General features: G+C 61.5%; 15 protein-coding genes and 3 pseudogenes. 8 read left to right on the top strand and 10 right to left on the bottom strand.

Annotated elements, in window-relative coordinates; all coding sequences use genetic code 11:
* Window positions 1-60: 60 nt before the first annotated feature.
* The 3 genes from VSR34_RS14750 to VSR34_RS14740 all read left to right on the top strand — a co-directional run bounded on the left by VSR34_RS14750 (window position 61) and on the right by VSR34_RS14740 (window position 3,426).
* Complete coding sequence (locus tag VSR34_RS14750; protein ID WP_028232673.1) at window positions 61-1,077, top strand: succinylglutamate desuccinylase/aspartoacylase family protein; 1,017 nt, start codon at window positions 61-63, stop codon at window positions 1,075-1,077.
* Between the two features lie 61 nt (window positions 1,078-1,138).
* Entirely contained in the window at window positions 1,139-2,503 is a 1,365-nt protein-coding gene (locus tag VSR34_RS14745) for an MFS transporter (RefSeq protein ID WP_028232674.1), read from the top strand.
* A gap of 35 nt (window positions 2,504-2,538) precedes the next feature.
* The gene (locus VSR34_RS14740; protein ID WP_342962838.1) at window positions 2,539-3,426 is read left to right on the top strand and encodes an MBL fold metallo-hydrolase; all 888 of its coding nucleotides are present in this window, start codon (window positions 2,539-2,541) and stop codon (window positions 3,424-3,426) included.
* A 322-nt stretch (window positions 3,427-3,748) separates the two neighbouring features.
* Here the strand turns inward: VSR34_RS14740 and VSR34_RS14735 are convergent, their stop codons facing one another.
* Window positions 3,749-5,491 carry a tetratricopeptide repeat protein gene (locus VSR34_RS14735; RefSeq protein ID WP_342962773.1) on the bottom strand — a complete coding sequence of 581 codons (1,743 nt, stop codon included), beginning with the start codon at window positions 5,489-5,491 and terminating at the stop codon, window positions 3,749-3,751.
* A 622-nt stretch (window positions 5,492-6,113) separates the two neighbouring features.
* On the opposite strand from VSR34_RS14735, the gene VSR34_RS14730 reads away from it, so the two are divergent.
* Window positions 6,114-6,536 carry an ACT domain-containing protein gene (locus VSR34_RS14730; protein WP_028213691.1) on the top strand — a complete coding sequence of 141 codons (423 nt, stop codon included), beginning with the start codon at window positions 6,114-6,116 and terminating at the stop codon, window positions 6,534-6,536.
* A gap of 56 nt (window positions 6,537-6,592) precedes the next feature.
* On the opposite strand, the pseudogene VSR34_RS14725 reads toward VSR34_RS14730, so the two are convergent.
* Window positions 6,593-6,748: pseudogene (locus VSR34_RS14725) on the bottom strand (LysR family transcriptional regulator); the annotation flags it as partial.
* A gap of 583 nt (window positions 6,749-7,331) precedes the next feature.
* On the opposite strand from VSR34_RS14725, the gene VSR34_RS14720 reads away from it, so the two are divergent.
* Together VSR34_RS14720 and pntB are read left to right on the top strand one after the other, a co-directional pair.
* On the top strand, window positions 7,332-8,924 hold the full coding sequence (locus VSR34_RS14720; RefSeq protein ID WP_028232676.1) for a Re/Si-specific NAD(P)(+) transhydrogenase subunit alpha: 1,593 nt from the start codon (window positions 7,332-7,334) through the stop codon (window positions 8,922-8,924).
* 13 nt (window positions 8,925-8,937) lie between these two features.
* Window positions 8,938-10,353: a Re/Si-specific NAD(P)(+) transhydrogenase subunit beta gene (gene pntB, locus VSR34_RS14715; protein WP_342962772.1), complete on the top strand. Its 1,416-nt coding sequence runs from the start codon at window positions 8,938-8,940 to the stop codon at window positions 10,351-10,353.
* A 229-nt stretch (window positions 10,354-10,582) separates the two neighbouring features.
* On the opposite strand, the gene VSR34_RS14710 is transcribed toward pntB, so the two are convergent.
* The 3 genes and pseudogenes from VSR34_RS14710 to VSR34_RS14700 form a co-directional block, all read right to left on the bottom strand.
* On the bottom strand, window positions 10,583-11,440 hold the full coding sequence (locus VSR34_RS14710) for an MBL fold metallo-hydrolase (RefSeq protein WP_342962771.1): 858 nt from the start codon (window positions 11,438-11,440) through the stop codon (window positions 10,583-10,585).
* Between the two features lie 236 nt (window positions 11,441-11,676).
* Entirely contained in the window at window positions 11,677-12,120 is a 444-nt protein-coding gene (locus tag VSR34_RS14705; protein WP_028213686.1) for a cupin domain-containing protein, read from the bottom strand.
* Between the two features lie 509 nt (window positions 12,121-12,629).
* Window positions 12,630-12,866, bottom strand: a pseudogene (locus VSR34_RS14700) (DUF3597 family protein); the annotation flags it as partial.
* Between the two features lie 268 nt (window positions 12,867-13,134).
* Here VSR34_RS14700 and VSR34_RS14695 point away from each other — a divergent pair.
* Window positions 13,135-13,593 (top strand): hypothetical protein, encoded by a 459-nt coding sequence (locus VSR34_RS14695; protein WP_154671449.1) that lies wholly within the window; start codon window positions 13,135-13,137, stop codon window positions 13,591-13,593.
* Window positions 13,594-13,819: 226 nt separating this feature from the next.
* On the opposite strand, the gene VSR34_RS14690 is transcribed toward VSR34_RS14695, so the two are convergent.
* A complete protein-coding gene (locus tag VSR34_RS14690; protein ID WP_028213685.1) occupies window positions 13,820-14,152 on the bottom strand; it encodes a hypothetical protein in 333 nt (110 codons plus the stop codon).
* Between VSR34_RS14690 and VSR34_RS14685 the strand changes: the two are divergent.
* A pseudogene (locus VSR34_RS14685) lies at window positions 14,124-14,315 on the top strand (IS30 family transposase); the annotation flags it as partial. The gene VSR34_RS14690 and the pseudogene VSR34_RS14685 sit on opposite strands and share 29 nt — an antisense overlap.
* Before the next feature lie 155 nt (window positions 14,316-14,470).
* Here the strand turns inward: VSR34_RS14685 and VSR34_RS14680 are convergent.
* From VSR34_RS14680 to VSR34_RS14665, 4 genes are all read right to left on the bottom strand, one after another.
* Window positions 14,471-14,971 carry a hypothetical protein gene (locus VSR34_RS14680; RefSeq protein ID WP_028232108.1) on the bottom strand — a complete coding sequence of 167 codons (501 nt, stop codon included), beginning with the start codon at window positions 14,969-14,971 and terminating at the stop codon, window positions 14,471-14,473.
* 109 nt (window positions 14,972-15,080) lie between these two features.
* On the bottom strand, window positions 15,081-15,686 hold the full coding sequence (locus VSR34_RS14675) for a GNAT family N-acetyltransferase (RefSeq protein ID WP_244145357.1): 606 nt from the start codon (window positions 15,684-15,686) through the stop codon (window positions 15,081-15,083).
* 45 nt (window positions 15,687-15,731) lie between these two features.
* Complete coding sequence (locus tag VSR34_RS14670) at window positions 15,732-16,049, bottom strand: hypothetical protein (protein WP_342962770.1); 318 nt, start codon at window positions 16,047-16,049, stop codon at window positions 15,732-15,734.
* A 98-nt stretch (window positions 16,050-16,147) separates the two neighbouring features.
* Window positions 16,148-16,768, bottom strand: a complete 621-nt coding sequence (locus VSR34_RS14665; RefSeq protein ID WP_156123876.1) for a response regulator — start codon at window positions 16,766-16,768, stop codon at window positions 16,148-16,150.
* Between the last annotated feature and the right edge of the window lie 32 nt (window positions 16,769-16,800).

Here is a 16,800-nt window from a genome sequence, read left to right as displayed (position 1 = left end):
CTCTATCGTCGGCGATAGTAAGGACAACGGGGCGCCGCCTCGCTCATTACTGGTCGCACCATGTCCAATCTTCCATCGCTTATCGCCACTGACGTTGATTTTGAGCGCACGGGTTTTCAGACCGGCACGCTCAGACTGCCCTGGTCGCACGACCGTTCGGCTTACGGGCACATACCCATCCCGCTCGCCGTACTCAACGCTGGCGTGGGGACAGGCCCGACGGTTCTGCTCACGGGCGGTAACCATGGCGACGAATACGAAGGCCCCGTGGCGCTCGCCAAACTATTGCAGCGGCTGCCGTCGATGACGATACGCGGGCGCCTGATCGTGATCCCAGCGCTGAATTTCCCAGCCTTCATCAACGGCTCGCGCACATCCCCGATCGACCGCGGCAATCTGAACCGGCTTTTCCCCGGTGCGCGCAATGGGCAGCCGACCGAGATGATCGCGCATTACGTCGAGACGGAGTTGCTTCCGCGCAGTGATATCGTGATCGATCTTCACGCCGGCGGCGCGTCGTTCGACCATGCTCCCACGCTTCTCGCGTCACCGCCCGCCGAGGGCGAGCGGCGTGACTTCTACCTCGACCTCGTGCGTGCGTTCGGGGCACCGAACACGATGATCATGGATCTGCTCGGCGAGGATCGCACTTTCGCGGCGGCCGCCGAACGCCACGGCAAGCTCTTCCTGTGCGGCGAATTCGGCGGCCACGCCGGGTGCGACGCTGCCAATCTCGCTATCGTCGAGAGCGGACTGCGTCGTCTCCTGCATCGGCTCGGCATGACACCTGAAGAGCGTCCATCGCCTGCGGGCGAGACACGATTCCTGCGTGTGGAGGGCGCACGCCACTATGTGTACTCGCCGATTGGGGGCGTGTTCGAACCCGCTTTCGCGCTTGGCGATCGCGTTCGCGAAGGTCAGATCGCGGGACGTCTCTTCGATCCGCATCAGCCTTGGCAGGCGCCGCGGGAAATCCGCTTTCGCGCGGGCGCCACCGTCATGTGCATCCGCACTTTTGCGCGCGTGGAACCCGGCGACTGCCTCGCATTGCTGGCCGCGGATGCCGATGCAAACTGAGCAGAAAACCAAAGAACGACTGCGACTGACGATTCACCGACTCATCCTCCGGAGACAGTGTATGAGCGCTTATCCCACTTTGACCCAGCCGGACGAAAACGCAGCCCGGCCAGCTCCAGACGCCGTGCGATACCCCGTCTACGTCGTGCTGTTGTTCTTCACGTGCTTCGCGTTCTCGTATCTGGATCGGCAGATCGTCAGCATTCTCGTGCAGCCGATCAAGCAGTCGCTCTCGCTCACCGATACGCAAATCGGCTTGCTGCAGGGGCTTTCGTTCACGATGTGTTACGCGACAGCGGGTGTCTTCGTCGCCCGGCTCGTCGATCGAACCAATCGCGTCAGGTTGATCGCCGCTTGTATTGCGATCTGGGCTGTCTCGACGATGGCATGCGGATTCGCTTCGAGTTTTTCCGAACTGCTCATCGCCCGCGCCGGGACCGCGATCGCCGAGGCGGGACTGAGCCCGGCTGCACTGTCGATCTTCAGCGACATCTTCCCACCGCGGCGCGTGGCGCGCGCGAGCAGTGTCTTCATGCTTGGGCCGTATGTGGGAGGCGGCGTCGCGTTGTTCGGCGGCGGCATGCTGTTGTCCGCCGCCCATGGCGACAATAGTGCCTGGCTCGCGGCCCATGGCTTTGAACCGTGGCAAATGGTGTTCGTCGCGGTCGGACTGCCCGGGCTCGTCTTGGCAGCGCTGGTGGCATTCTCGGTTCGCGAACCGGTCCGCCTGGAGACGCTGCATCATGCGACAAAAGCGGAAGACGCCATGCCGTCCCTGCGGCATGTCATCGTCGAACTGTTCGTGCGTAATCGCTTCTGTCTGGCCTACTTCGCGGCTTACGTCGCGTTGATCACGGTGTTTTACTCTCACTCGGCATGGTTTCCGACTTTGCTGATGCGGCATTTTCACCTCGCGCCGAAGACGGTGGGCCAGCTGGCCGCACCGGCTTACATGATCGGCGGGACACTCGGTGTCGCGTGCGCGGGCATGCTCGCGACGCGCGTGACCGACGAAAGTACCTTGCGCAGAGTGCTGGGCTTCTCCGGCGGTGCGGTTGCTGCGCTCGTGCCGGCCGCGATTGCGATGCCGCTTGTCGCCGACAGCAGCGTTGCGGTCGTGCTGTATGGTACCTGTGCGTTCGCGGCGAGCATTGCGATGGGTCTTGCGCCCGTGCCGCTGCAGATCGCCGTGCCGAACCGCATGCGTGGGCGCTCGCTGGCCTTGCTCGTGTTCATGACCAACGCGATCAGCGGAGGCGTCGGTCCTCTGGCCGTCGGCTTCCTGAACGAGCGCCTCGGGCACACCGACAACAGCCTGGGCGTGGCGCTGGCCGTGACCGGCGGGGTGGCTGCACTGATCGGTGCCGCGCTTTACCTGTTGGCCATGCGGCGCGTGCCGGTCGCGCAGACGATGACTGTAGCGTGAAGGACTACCATGACTTACGACAATCCAACATCGCCATTAAAGACGCTTCCAATACCCATCTCGTGGGCGAGGCAAGGATCACCCGGGTCGACGAAACGGCCTTCGCACTCGCTCCCGATGTCTTGTTTCCCGACTGGGATGCCGCAAGCGGCCAAGACCTGGAACAACACTGTTCTACCGCCAGCCTCGATCTGACCAATCGACGGGTATCGCTGAAAACGCATTTGTGGGTCGTGGAAATCAACGGCCTGACTATCGTCGTCGATACGGGAATCGGCAACGGGAAGGCGCGGCCATTTAGCGCGCTTTTCGATAAGCTCGACAACCCGGTGCTTGAGCGCTTCGAAGCGGCTGGCTTCCGGCGCGAGCAAGTCGACCATGTATTGCTCACGCACTTGCATGTCGATCACGTGGGCTGGAATACGCATTGGCAAAACGACCGCTGGACACCCGTGTTTCCGAACGCCACCTACGTTTTCAGCAAGCGCGAACGCGATTATTTTGAAACGCCCGAAGGGCAACCGCGGCGCATGGTATTCGAGGACAGCATACTTCCCCTGATCGAAGCCCAACAGGCTCGCGTCGTGTCCGATGAAGGGGAGGAGATCATCGACGGCATTCGCTTTCTCCCGACGCCGGGCCATAGCATTGGGCACATGGCTATCGAAATTCGCTCGCAGGGACAGACGGCGTTGTTCTCTGGGGACGTCATGCATAGTCCGCTGCAGGTCTATCGTCCTCAGTGGAATTCAACTTTTTGCCTTGATCAGCCGCAGGCGCGAGCATCAAGACAATCGCTACTCGACCATGCGGCGGCAACTGGGGCCATCGTGTTCCCCGCGCACTTTCCGGAAACGTCTTGCGGTACGGTGCATGAAGGCCCACGCGGCTTCGAATGGCACTACCTGGATGGCGCGAAATGAAAAGCGCTTGAGGAACGAAACGTTGCGGCTTGGGGGGTGTGCCATTTGATGAGCGCGGCGCCCGCAACGCAGCGGTCTGCGCGTCACCAACCGTTGTGCCAGTGGTGGTGTTCCCAGCCCCTGTGGCAACCGCCGCCCTGGCAACGACCATAGCCGTCGCCGATCAGTGGTCCATACACAACTGGCGGTGGACAGGACTGCTAGACATAGGTATCTGGCGCCCCAAAAGGCATCCGGGGGTGTCCGGGTAACGAGGCTCGGCGTTGCGGTGCGCAATCGATGTCAGCGCTGGTCCGCTACGTTCGGCGGCTTGCCTCGTGCTCTATTGCGCCCCTGTCGAATCGATCAGTTCGTCCGCCTTGCGATTCAATTCTTCAGCTTCAGCCGAACGTTGCGTGTGGGTTAGCAGCGCGCTGAGATTTCGCAAGGTGCGTGCTTCATCCTGCCGCCAGGCCGACGGATCGTCTTGTGCGAGTTTGCGGTACAGATCGAGCGCACGGCGCCACGCGTCTTCCGCTTCGCGCGGCCTGCCCGTGCGGCTGTAGAGGACGCCCAGATTGTTCAGTATCCGCGCCTCGTCAGGCTGGTACGTCGCAGGCATATTTCGTGAGAGGGTATGATCGATTTGCAGCGCTTGCTGATACGCCTGAACCGCTTTGGCCGGCTGCCGCTCGAGGCGGTACAGCACGCCAAGATTACCCAGAGTACGCGCGACGTCGGGCTGGTAAAGCGCAGGGCTTTCGCGGGCGAGTTGCTGGCGGATCTCCAGCGCATCCCGGTAAGCGCGTTCGGCTTCTGGCAGCCGCCCGTTTGCGCTGTAGAGGTTGCCGAGGTTGTTCAGCGTGCGCGCAAGCGCCGGACGCCAGGTCGCGGGATTGTCGTGTGCAAGTTCGCGTTGGATGCCGAGCGCTTCGCGATAGGCGAGTTCCGCATCGCGCGTGCGCTGTGTTGCATTGTAGAGAATGCCGAGATCGTTGAGCGTCGACGCGACCGCGGGCCGGTACATGGCCGGGTCCTGTCGGGCCAGTGCGCGGTCGAGGGCGAGGGCTTCGCGCCACGCGTCTGTCGCATCCTGAAGACGTTGCGTGTCGCGATACAACGTTGCGAGCCTGTCGATGGTGTCAGCCACTGCAGGACTATATGCAGAAGGATTTATCTGCGCCAGCGCCCAGTAGATTTCGAGCGCGTGCAGCCACGCGTCTTCGGCTTCCTTGTGCTGCTGCCGCATCACATACAGACCGCCGAGTTTGCCGAGGGTGAGCGCGATGGACGGCTGCCATATGGCGGGCTTCTGTTGCGCAAGCGTGCGATAACGGATCAGCAGGGCCTGATACACCGGCTCCGCGCGCTCAGGCTCGTGCTGAACGAGCAGCGTGTCGGCGAATGCGGTGGCAATGCCCACGTCGTCGGGTTGCAGCGCATGGGCCTTCTCCAGGTACGGCAGCGCGTTCCATGGCATGAAGCGAAGCAGTTCGACGACCGCCGCTTCGTAGCTGAGCGCCGCTGATAGCTGGGCGGCTGCGGGTGCTTTGGCAATTAGCCGCATGAGTAGCGCAGATGCTTCATCCAGGTCGAGGCGCCTCACGGCTTCCCCGAGCTGCAGCTCGATGGGATCCGCACTGCGTGTGATCGACAATCTGCGCAGCAGATCTTCGTAACGTGTGTTCCATTTCGACGCTTCGGCTCTGGTGTCGAAATCGGTGCGCGTCCTGATCTGCGACGCCAGGCCTTCGAGGATCAGCTCGAAGTTGATGAACGCGACTGCGCTTCCGGGTTCGCCGTGATCTGCCTGCGAGACGACCGCGTGCAGCATCACGTTGGCCGCTGTCGCAAGCGCAACACGTTGTGCTGCGGAGAGCCCGTCGCTCTTCACCGTGCGGTTCAGGCGTTCAGTGACACGCGCGAGCGCTGGCGCGGAGATAGTGCAGCGGGTCCGGATTTCGAGTCCCTTCTGGACGTCGACCTCGGAGAACGATGGCAAACACGCATCGGCCACCCCCGCAGCGGCGCACGCCGTGGACAGCGCGGCTATTGCGATGCCGCACAGAATCTTGCCTGAACTCATTTCCGGGCAGCTTTGCAGGGTTACTCGTAAGGCTTGCGCGACGCATTGATTCGCCTTGGACTCCGCAATGCCATCGCGTGTGCTTATTCTATTGAGAACGGTTGAGCCATTTTAAGCAGTACCTCGCATAGCAACTTCGCTCGCCTCGAGATCCTTGCGATGACAAAGCCCTTGACGGAGTCGATTTCGTATAAGCGACTGCATTCGATGAGTGGCGTGGATCAGCAAAGTTGTTCTCATACCGCCGGCTTCCTTCATCAAACTGCAGCCAGGACCGCCCGCCAGGACCCCATACATAGCGCACCCACCGCTGCCACCGGCTTTGCGGCGGCGTCTGCGAGTTGTGCGCAGACTGCGCTTCGCGGTCGCGCTGGACGGACTTCTGCACCTGTGCGTGGATCTGCCGCAAAGTCATGCCGCCAGGGCCCTTGAGTTTGTCGGGATCGGGAACAGGTTCGCGATCGGGATCGTCTGTCATGAAGGTCGACTTGATCTTGATACAGATGCGTAGTGGCAGCAAGCCGGACGCGGATTGCCGGCCGGCGCGTAGTCCGACAGGCCTTGCCGGCGCGCCGTTCGTGAAGTAGATTTTTTCAATGAGGTCCGAGGCTGGGGAACTGCCATGGAACTGAGCGTGGAACTTGTCGATGTTTGGGCCGCTACGATCGACGACAAACCGGGCGGCCTTGCAAAGGTATTAAGCGTGTTGCGGGATGCGGGTGTCGACTTGCAGTTCATCGTGGCACGCCGCGCGCCGGAGGCGTCGGGTAAGGGGGTCGTGTTTGTCGCTCCGATAGAGGGAGACAGTGCGATCCGTGCCGCCACAAAGGCGGGGTTCAGCGTCACCCCTGGCCTTCACTCCATCCGGGTAATGGGTCTGGACCAGCTGGGTGTCATCGCACAACTTACCTCGATGTTGGCTGATGGGGGAATCAACCTCCGCGGGGTCTCGGCCGCTGTACTTGGCACGCAGTTCGTTGCCTATCTCGCCGTCGACTCGTTGGGCGATGCCGAAGAGGCGATTGATATCCTGCAAAGGGCCTGAAGCGATAAGGCGGCGCGGCGGGGTCAGCCTGATTTCCTTCTGGTCATTTCCGCTCCCTGCAGAGCGACGAAACGCACGCGCGCCCGCGGCCGATCGCGATTTGCGGCATTCACGATTGCGGCTCCCATGGCCGCGGACGCGAGCGACAGGATCGCCGTTTCGGTGCTGGCCTCCTGCCGGATGTCGAGTGTGAGACTGCGCTCCGAGATAGCGTCACCTTCATCATTCGTGATCCTGATTGTTTGAGCGGGTCGACTGCGACCACCCCGACGCGAGTCGGCAACACGGGCGCACACATCGCCTCGTGGGTCGTGGTACGGCGAGCCAAGCCGTTTCCTTCGAAGCGAGAAGAAAGACGGATCGCAACTCGTTTTTGCTGCATTGCAAACAGTTGTTATACGAATTTTGGCCTTTGCGACGAGGGCGCATCCTGTGTGCGGGTTTATACCTGGTAAATGCCTGCACGTCAAAGCCGACAAGGCGTTTGCCGATGCGCTTATGAGACATGAAGCGGCTCCCACGAACAAACGATTGACATACGGCAACTCGACCTTAGAATGGTATTGTTGCATCGCACCACCGACTGCGTTCTGTTTTATTGTCCGTGAGCGGCTCTTGTGGCATTCGGACACTTTCGTCTTTTATGGAGCCATTGATGGGCACTCTGATCAATTCTACGATCCCGTAATATTAGTAGTACTTTACATATCGACATTGTTCGCTCCTCCCTACTGCGAGAAAGCCTGAGGCGCAGGCCCGAGTTCCTCGCGACGGCCACTACCATCAATTGATGATATGACATTACTGATTGGCATTCCTCTGGAGACAGCCACCGGCGAGCGGCGCGTTGCGACCGTGCCCGAGGTGGTCGAGAAACTGATCAAGCTGGGGTTCGCGGTAGCCGTGCAAAGCGGCGCCGGCGCAGGTGCGAACTTTGACGATGGTGATTACCGTGCTGCGGGTGCCGAGGTCGTCGCAACGGCCGCCGAACTCTGGGGCCGCAGTGACATCGTTTTCAAGGTGCGCCCCCCGAGCAGCGAGGAAGTCGCGCTGATGCACGAGGGCAGCACGTTGATCGGCTTTGTGTGGCCTGCCCAGAACCCCGAACTGATGCAGCAGTTGGCCGCGAGGCATGCCACCGTGCTGGCGATCGATTCGCTGCCGCGCACGCTGTCACGCGCGCAGAAGATGGATGCGCTCACCTCGATGGCCGGCATCAGCGGCTACCGTGCGGTGATCGAGGCAGCCCATGCGTTCGGCCGTTTCCTGAACGGTCAGGTCACCGCCGCCGGCAAGGTCCCGCCGGCCAAGGTCTTCATTGCTGGTGCGGGCGTGGCCGGCCTGGCTGCCATCGGCACCGCGGCCAGTCTCGGCGCGATCGTGCGCGCCAACGACACGCGCGCCGAAGTGGCCGATCAGGTGAAGTCCCTTGGGGGCGAATTCGTCAAGGTCGACTACGAGGAGGAAGGCTCGGGCGGCGGCGGCTACGCCAAGGTCATGAGCGAGGGCTTCCAGCAGGCGCAGCGCGCGATGTACGCTCAGCAGGCGAGGGACGCGGACATCATCATTACCACGGCGTTGATTCCCGGCAAGCCGGCTCCGAAGCTCATCACGGCCGAAATGGTGCAGTCGATGAAGCCGGGCAGCGTGATCGTCGATATGGCAGCGGAGCAGGGCGGCAACTGCGAGCTGACCGTGCCCGGCGAGGCGGTGGTGCGCCACGGCGTGACCATCGTCGGCTACACCGATCTTGCTTCGCGTCTGGCGAGGCAGTCGTCCACGTTGTATGGCAACAACCTGCTGCGCGTGGTCGAGGAACTGTGCAAGACGAAGGACGGCACGATCAACGTCGATTTCGACGACGACGCCATCCGCGGCCTCACGGTCATCAAGGAAGGCAGCATTACCTGGCCGCCGCCACCCATCAAACAGCCCGCCGCCGCGCCCAAACCCCAGCCCGCGGCTGCCGCGGCGGCGGCCGCGCCGAAGAAGGGCCACGGCAGCAGCGAGCCGATGTCGGCGAAGTCGCTGGCCATCGCGTTCGGCATCGGCGCGCTGGCCTTCCTGATGGTGGGGCTGTTTGCACCGGCCACGTTCCTCTCGCACTTCACGGTGTTCGTGCTGGCCTGCTTCGTCGGCTACATGGTGATCTGGAACGTCACGCCGTCGCTGCATACGCCGCTGATGAGCGTGACCAACGCGATCTCGTCGATCATCGCCATCGGCGCGCTGGTGCAGGTCGCGCCGCCGCTGGACGGGTCCGCCGTGGGCGACCGGCCATCGGGGCTGATCCTGGGCCTCGCCGTGGGCGCGTTGGCACTTACGGCCGTCAACATGTTCGGCGGCTTCGCAGTGACGCGACGCATGCTGGCGATGTTCCGCAAATGAGGGAACGACAACAATGACTTCCAACCTGACTACCGTTTCCTATATCGGCGCGGCGATTCTCTTCATCCTGAGCCTGGGCGGCCTGGCCAATCCCGAGACCGCGCGCCGCGGCAACCTGCTCGGCATGATCGGCATGCTCATCGCGGTGCTGGCCACGGTGCTTGGTCCGCGCGTGTCGGCTGCGGGCATTCCGTACGTTGTCGCTGCACTGGTCGTCGGCGGCGCGGTGGGCCTCCTTGCCGCGAAGAAAGTGCAGATGACGCAGATGCCCGAACTGGTCGCGCTGATGCACAGCCTCGTGGGTCTCGCGGCCTGCCTGGTAGGCTTTGCCAGCTACGTCGATACGTCGGTGCAGTTCACCGGCGCAGAGAAGGCTATCCACGAGGTCGAGATTTACGTCGGTATCCTGATCGGTGCAGTAACGTTCGCGGGCTCGGTCATTGCGTTCGGCAAGCTGTCGGGCAGGATCGGCGGCAAACCGCTGCTGCTGCCGGCGCGCCACTGGCTCAATCTTGCCGCGCTGCTGGTGGTGATCGTGTTCGGCAGGGCGTTCCTGCATGCAGAGACGATTCAGGATGGCATCACGCCGCTCGTCGTGATGACGGTGATCTCTCTGCTGTTCGGTGTGCACATGGTGATGGCGATCGGCGGCGCCGATATGCCCGTCGTGGTGTCGATGCTCAACAGCTACTCGGGCTGGGCGGCGGCTGCCACAGGCTTCATGCTCGGCAACGACCTGCTGATCGTGATCGGCGCGCTGGTGGGCTCGTCGGGCGCGATCCTGTCGTACATCATGTGCCGCGCGATGAACCGCAACTTCATCAGCGTGATTGCCGGCGGCTTCGGTGCCGGCAGCGGCGCGTCGGCACCGGCGGCCGGCGGCGCACAGCAGCCGGCCGGCGAGGTGGTGGCGGTGAGTTCCGCCGAAACCGCGGAGCTGCTGCGCGACGCGAAGAGCGTGATCATCGTGCCCGGCTATGGCATGGCGGTGGCGCAGGCCCAGCACACGGTGTACGAGCTCACCCGGGTGCTGCGCGAGAAGGGCGTTGACGTGCGCTTCGCTATTCATCCGGTGGCGGGGCGCATGCCGGGCCACATGAACGTGCTGCTGGCTGAAGCGAAGGTGCCGTATGACATCGTGCTCGAGATGGACGAGATCAACGCGGACTTCGCCGAGGCGGACGTTTCGATTGTCATCGGCGCGAACGACATCGTGAATCCGGCGGCACAAGAGGACCCGGCGAGCCCGATCGCCGGCATGCCGGTGCTGGAGGTCTGGAAGGCCAGGACCTCGATCGTGATGAAGCGCAGCATGGCCTCGGGCTATGCCGGCGTAGACAACCCGCTCTTCTACAAGGACAACAACCGCATGTTATTCGGCGATGCGAAGGCGATGTTGAGCGAGATCTTCGGGGTGTTGAAAGCCTGAACGCGGCGGAGCGGGACTCGTCGAAGCACAGCGAAGCGAGTCGGAGCAGGTCATGGCGCTCAGCCGGGCCTGCGCTTGCGGCAGCATGCTCGCGCGCCCGCAGTGGCTATGGCACTGCGACGCCGCGGCAGGCTATCGACGCAGGTCTTCACCACCTCCCAGAGCTCGCGCTCGACGAGACGCGTCATGTGTGGTGCGGTGCGAGGTGCGCGCTGGGTTTCCGTCGACTTCAATCATTTCGCATGCGCTCAACCAACGCTAGCAGGCGAGTACTCATTTCCCCGGCCGGCAAGTGCGTGAACCAACCGTGACCCGGAAGCAGCCATTCGAAACGATACGCGGCCAGCTTGCCGAGCGATTCGGTGAGCTTCGACCATGAGTACCAGCACGCGTCCCTGAACGCGACGAGGTCGCGCTCGCGTGGGCTCCAGGCGAGCGAATCACCCGTGAAGAGCACGCGATCATCGAGGAGGTATACGACGCTACCCCGAGTGTGCCCGGGCATCGGGATAGCGCGGACGCCGGCCGCAATGCCCGGTGCGGAACGGTCGTCGAGCAGATCCGTAGCATAGGGGGCAGCCGAGCTGTCCTCCCGGTGAATCCAGACGCGCGCGCCGAATTGACGTGCGTATTTGTCGGCGTCTGCAACGTCGTCACGATGCGACAAAAGGATGTGTGCAATGCCACCGGCGGCGTCAAACCATTTCACGAGTTCCGCCGCATAGCCCGGTGAGTCGATCAGCAGATTGCCGTCCTGACGCGCGGCAAAATAAGAATGTGCGCCAAACGATGACCGCGAGTTGAATCCGCAGCGCCACACACCCGACGTGATCTGCTGCGGAAAGATCGTGGCGTTCGGGCGGGGCTGCTTCGTTTCGCTGCGTACCGATGCTGTCGGACATACGAGCACCGCACGCCAGGCAGCAAGCTGCTCTTCCTGCGTGCCGGGCTGCCGAACGAAGACACTCTTGTCGTTTCGTTCGACAATCAGCCCAGGCGCGACGTGACGCGATGCACCGCAATTGATGCAGGCTGTGTCGATGTACCACTGCCCTGGGGCGGAGTCGGTATTGCGTAGCGGCTTCATTCGACGCTCAGGTTCCGATAAGTCATGGCGACCTCACTGGTCACCATGATAGAACTTTCAGGCACCCTCCGCTGACGCCCAGCAGCCGGCCAGTGCCGGCGGTCTAAATCGTGAACCACCAGTTGCGCGCGCCGAGCTCAGCGACACTTTCCAGCCATGACAAAAGCAACAGGGTTGCAGCGACCATCCCGGTTTCTGAAAAAGTACTGCAGTCCATCGGGGTCCGCGGCGTTCCCTCATTCCCCAACGTGCACATTGCACTTCCCGGCAATCTCCAGCAGCTTCGGAATATCCGGCGGCCCTGGCGGGACTTCCGCATCTATCATCGTGAAAAGCGACGACGCCGTGCCCGTGTGTCCCGTAACCGAAAGCATCTCGCAACCGTCTGCGCCCATCGTGAAACTGTGAACCGCGCCAGCCGGTACATGAACGAGCGTGCCCGGCGTCGCAGTCGTAGTCCTTCCGTTGCAACTGATCTCGACACTACCCTTGATGACATAGAACGACTCATCCCAGTCATGACTATGGGGCGGCGGGCCACTACCTTCCGGGCCTTGCTGGAGGAAAATTTCGTAGCCCTGCGTGGCCTCACGCGATGCCAGTACGGTGATCCCTTCGCCAAGAACGTTCAGAGCACGGGGGTAGTCGCCCGGCTTCACCACAAACGGTTGCGGATTCATGGCTGTGGTCTCCTTCGATGGTCGAGCCGTCGCGTGCGTAAGGGCAACGCCGTCAGCCGCAACGGCTCAGAATTGTGAGAGGAATGACGGTGGGTCCGAACACCGCTCCCTGGTGGGTGTCGACGCAGGGCGCAGGCCGGGCGCTGCTACAGGGAGGCTTACTCACGAGTATATGGCCTGGCGTACGCAAGGCAAGAATGCGACGAGGGGGACGTGGCTCACGGCTTCATCGATGAACCGTTAGTCGTCCACCAGAGAGAATTCGATTTCCGGCGCGCTCTCCCACAGCACGAGTTTGTCGAACGCCTCAAGATGCTCACGGGCTTCGAGCAACGTAAAAGAAGTGGTTGCCGGCAAGCTGGCCCACTTTGCTCGCAAAGACTGAGCTGCGATAGTCGAACAGCAGTTCAGTTTCGCTGAATCCTCTGGGGTAATACTGTCTCCTTTCGGCTCCCCTCGGATGGGCGCCTTGCATGCAACGCCATCCGACACGAGGGATCAGCGTTCAAAACTATGGACGTGCGCCAGTTGAGCGTTTCCCCGCTTTCGCTGACTAGCTGATCCATGACTGCCGCGATATCCACATCGGCCAGCGGTGCAGTGGGCGGTGGTGCGTCCGGCGCGGCGGCCTGGGGCGCAGCAGGATCCGGTATGGGCTCGGTTGCTGGAGACGGCTGATCCGGTTTCGCCTTGCCAAATAGTTTGCTGACGATATCGGGCGGATGGGGCGTAATGTCAAATTTCATCATGTGCAACGGACATGGTGACCATAGAACGAACGCGGGGGGCAGGGGCACTCTCGCAGGCGTCATGGCGTTTGTGCAGCAGGTGTTGGCGGCTGGCTCCGACACCAGTAACGCAATTACCGGCGCACACTGGTTTCCCTCGGGCGCCGCCCACGCAAAAGCCACATGAGGCGCAAGTGCGCGTAGATTAGGATCTTGTTGCGACCCGCCACTGTGTCTTCGAATCGGTCGCTATCCGAGTCAATCCTGAAGTTACACAGGAGCCTGCATGAGCACGAAGCACAGCAAGATTGGTCATCTTGAAGCTGCGGCGTCACACCACGAGCACGCCGCGCGACACCACCGCGAAGCGTCACGGCTTTTCGAGGAGGGACGAGACTTTGGCCACGCCGCACATCAGGCTATGATGGCCCATGGTCACACGTTGCATGCGATCGATCAGGCACACGACGCTGGCGCGCACAGCGCTAATACGCCATCAATAGCGCTTCCATCGACCGGTTCGGCCGTAAGTGCCGCGGACGTGGCAAAACATCATGCGGCGGCCGTTGAGCTTCACACTCAGGCGGCGCAGCATATGCGCCACGCCGTCAAGCTCTTCGATCAGGATCGAAGCGCGGTCTCTCACGACGCACAACTTGCACTCTCCCTTGCACTGCGCGCTTTGTCGCATGGCAACGAAGCAGCCAGGCTATTTGTCAAGCTCGCGGCCAGTGGTGCTTCGTGAGTCAACGTTGGCATGAATTCATGCCGGTCACATCTTGTTTGGTGCAGTATTCGGAGTGGTGCGGTATCCGTTTATACCGCTTGTCGAGCGCGCCGAAAGCTGAATTGCTTTCTGCGCGGCAAGGACGCCGTACCGCACCAGGCTGTCGCGCAGAACTACGGTCGTGGTCCTCCCGTACAGATCCGCGCATCGCCAGGTATGACGCAATCCAGCGTGCCACTCGCGACTAAGCCTTTCGCTCCAGCAGGTCTGTCGCGAAAGACTTCGCATGCGCTACGGCCTCTTGCGCGTCGAGGAATACACCGAGCTGCTCCCAGTGCTCTTCGACCGCGTACGTTCCTTTCACACCGAGTGCCCTCTGAACGCGCAATTGCGCTGCGTATCTACCGTCCGCCAATGGTCGAGCGGTCGCTATTACCTTGTGGGGAAGGTCGGATCTTTCTGGCTGAACCAACTCGACAGGGCCACCAGGTGCGCCGATATCTTTCAACTCGTTCCTGACTTTGCAGTCCGGGCAGTAGAAGCACCACTGGCAACGGGGTTCGAATGAAAATACCAATGGACTCCTGAGGCAGTACTTCCCGAAAGGTATCGATCTGTCGGTGTACTCACAGGCCAAACTCAATGCCGTGGCAAGAAGGCTGAACGAGCGTCCAAGGAAGACATTGAATTACGAAACGCCGGCTGAACGGTTCCAGAAAACTATTGCATCGACCGGTTGAATCCGCCGGCTGCGACGGACGCCGCAATGTCCGGTTGACGCTCACGGTTAATGACGCATGGTGGCCGAAAGTGGCTCTTCTCTTGAGCCAGCGTTGAAGCTTCTCCAGATCCGTATGCACTCTCGCATGGGCTTCTTCTTTTTTACGCCCGGATTTCAGCGCGTGCTGTCGCAGCGATGCGCTTGATACGACGCCCGATCGATCGGCGCATGTCCTGGATTGATACTCGCCATGAGGAGCTGGGTGGGTCGCCCATCGGGCACATACCAGACGAAGGTCGCCGTGTTCTCTACCCCTTTCGTCGAGGTCCACCAGCGCACCATGCGAACCTGCTGGTGATAGCAGGTTGTCAGCGCCTCCCGGTCGAGCGCGATCGCCCCTTCACGGGCATAGTCGTCCTTCATCTCCGAGATCGTGGCGTTGTGTCGAAGCCCCAGCCTCAGCTCATCCGCGGCGCCGTCATAAATGTCATCGAAGTGCTGGGCATTGAAGCTGCGCACCAGCGCCGACTCTGCGGCCTGAGCATCAGCAGGGTCGGCAATGGCGGCCCCGCGATGGCGCGGCGTGAGCGCGAACACCGTTGCACCTAGGGACAGGGCAATCGCCACCGCGATCGCGAGCTTCCCGATACTTTTTCTCTTCGACCCCGACACCATTCTCGTCCTTTTGATACGCTGCTTATGCGCGCGATATTATGACTGAAGATGCGCTGCAGGTTTCAGTTCCAGCAATTCACGCCGAGCCGTGGACACCGTGCTTGGGAGACTAAATATGCCGTTCCGTATGGGCCGGTGAAGGCGAAGGAGCGAGCGCCAAGGTCGAGACCTTGCCGTCGTTTTCAATTTCGACAAAACCGATTCTCCTGTACCAGTCATAGGCAGCTCGGTTGCATACGAAGACATTCAGGTACAGCTGTTTTTGTAAATAACTGGACAATGTCATCACCTTGGCAATCGTTGCACTGCCGATCGACTTGTTTTGCATCTCCGGCACGATACAAAGCATCCTCAGCCATACGAGATCCGGTTCGACCTCCCAATGCACAAACCCGCATCGGGTGCCTTCCCACGTGACGATTTGACAAGATCCTTGTCGAAGGCTTTTCGCAAACCCCGCTTTTTGCAAGTCCTCGTCCCAGCCATACGCTGATGTAACGAAACCTTTCATCGTTCGCCGGTACGTGTCAAATAGCCATTCCGAATCTCCGGCTGCGGCCTGTCGAAAATCTAGATTCATCACCGGCAATCGCGATAAGGAAGCCTTCGTCAGAGTACCGGGGAGCGACATCAATCCGGCGGGTGGGGGCCGGCGAACGACGACCGATGCGAAATACCGCTCAACGGACAGTTGAGCTAACAAACCGCTGGTCAATCCCGGGCTCGCAACGAACCGCCGAAATCGACCCTCTCCGGCCATTCAAGCACCGCTGAGGTCGATGGCGGTTTTGGGGCGAGCTCTCGTCGTCCAGCTCTGCTTCTCCGGCGAGCTAATGTCCTGCGGCGGGGGCGCCTCTGCGTCAGTGCGGGATGAACGGCGTTCAGCCTCGATGGCTTCCCGAATCGCATGACGATGAGCGATAAAGGTCCGAAGAATTGCATGCATCGTGAGGAGCAATTCCCCAGGCAATTCAGTGTCCAGACCTGCAGCCCTGTATCGCGCGAGCCGATCCTCCTGCGCGGATATCAGGTATACAGCAGTGCGCAGATGAGAATTTTCGTCAAGGAGCGCGGCCATGGGAGTTCCGAATTTCGCTGCATCCGCGACGTGTTATGGCCGGCTACTGATGATCCGTTCAGAAGTCCAGGCTGAAAACGGCGTACGCCATCACCGCCTTAGCAAAATGGCAGGAGCTGGACAAGAGTTGCGACGCTCTCGACAAGACGGTCGTACAGCCGTTCAGAGTCGGCTGCGTTCAAGCCACGGCTCCGCAATCGCCCGGTCCTAAACGCTTGCGCATGCATAAGCTCAATGCCCCGGCAAATCCGGGCGGCGCACTCTGTATTGCTGGGCTGACCGAGCGAGGCAATCGCCAGCGCCCGATCCCACCCTTCGTCGCGAGCGGTGGCGCGCATTGGCAGGCTTTGAGATGGTGCTCCTGGCGATGCGGTCGACCAGGTCACGTCTTTGATAAGCTCTAGAAGCTGTTCGGTGGTCACCGGCTTTCGGACTGCGGCGTCTGCCTGGCGTGTGCGGGACAATTCCGCGCCGGACATCAAGATGACCGGGACGCGTCTGAACATCGGCAACGCTTTCAGAATTGTGACCGCGTCCGGCCCCTCCAGCAGCGGCATGTCGACATCGGAGATGATGAGCTCGGGCTTGATCTCGACGGCTGCCCGCAGCTCCGCAATGCCGTCCTCCGCGCAGAAGACCACGTGTCCATGCGCTGCCAGGGTCGCCTGCAAGGCGTCCCGCAATTCCGCGTCGTCGTCTACAACCAAGATTTTGCACATTGCGGCCTCCACTCCGGGGCGCGCATCGAGCG

This window comes from Paraburkholderia sp. JHI2823 (assembly GCF_038900695.1).
Taxonomy (GTDB): Bacteria; Pseudomonadota; Gammaproteobacteria; order Burkholderiales; family Burkholderiaceae; genus Paraburkholderia; species Paraburkholderia mimosarum.
The sequence above is the reverse complement of the archived record's forward strand: the minus strand, read 5'-3'. Positions and strand labels throughout refer to the sequence as shown.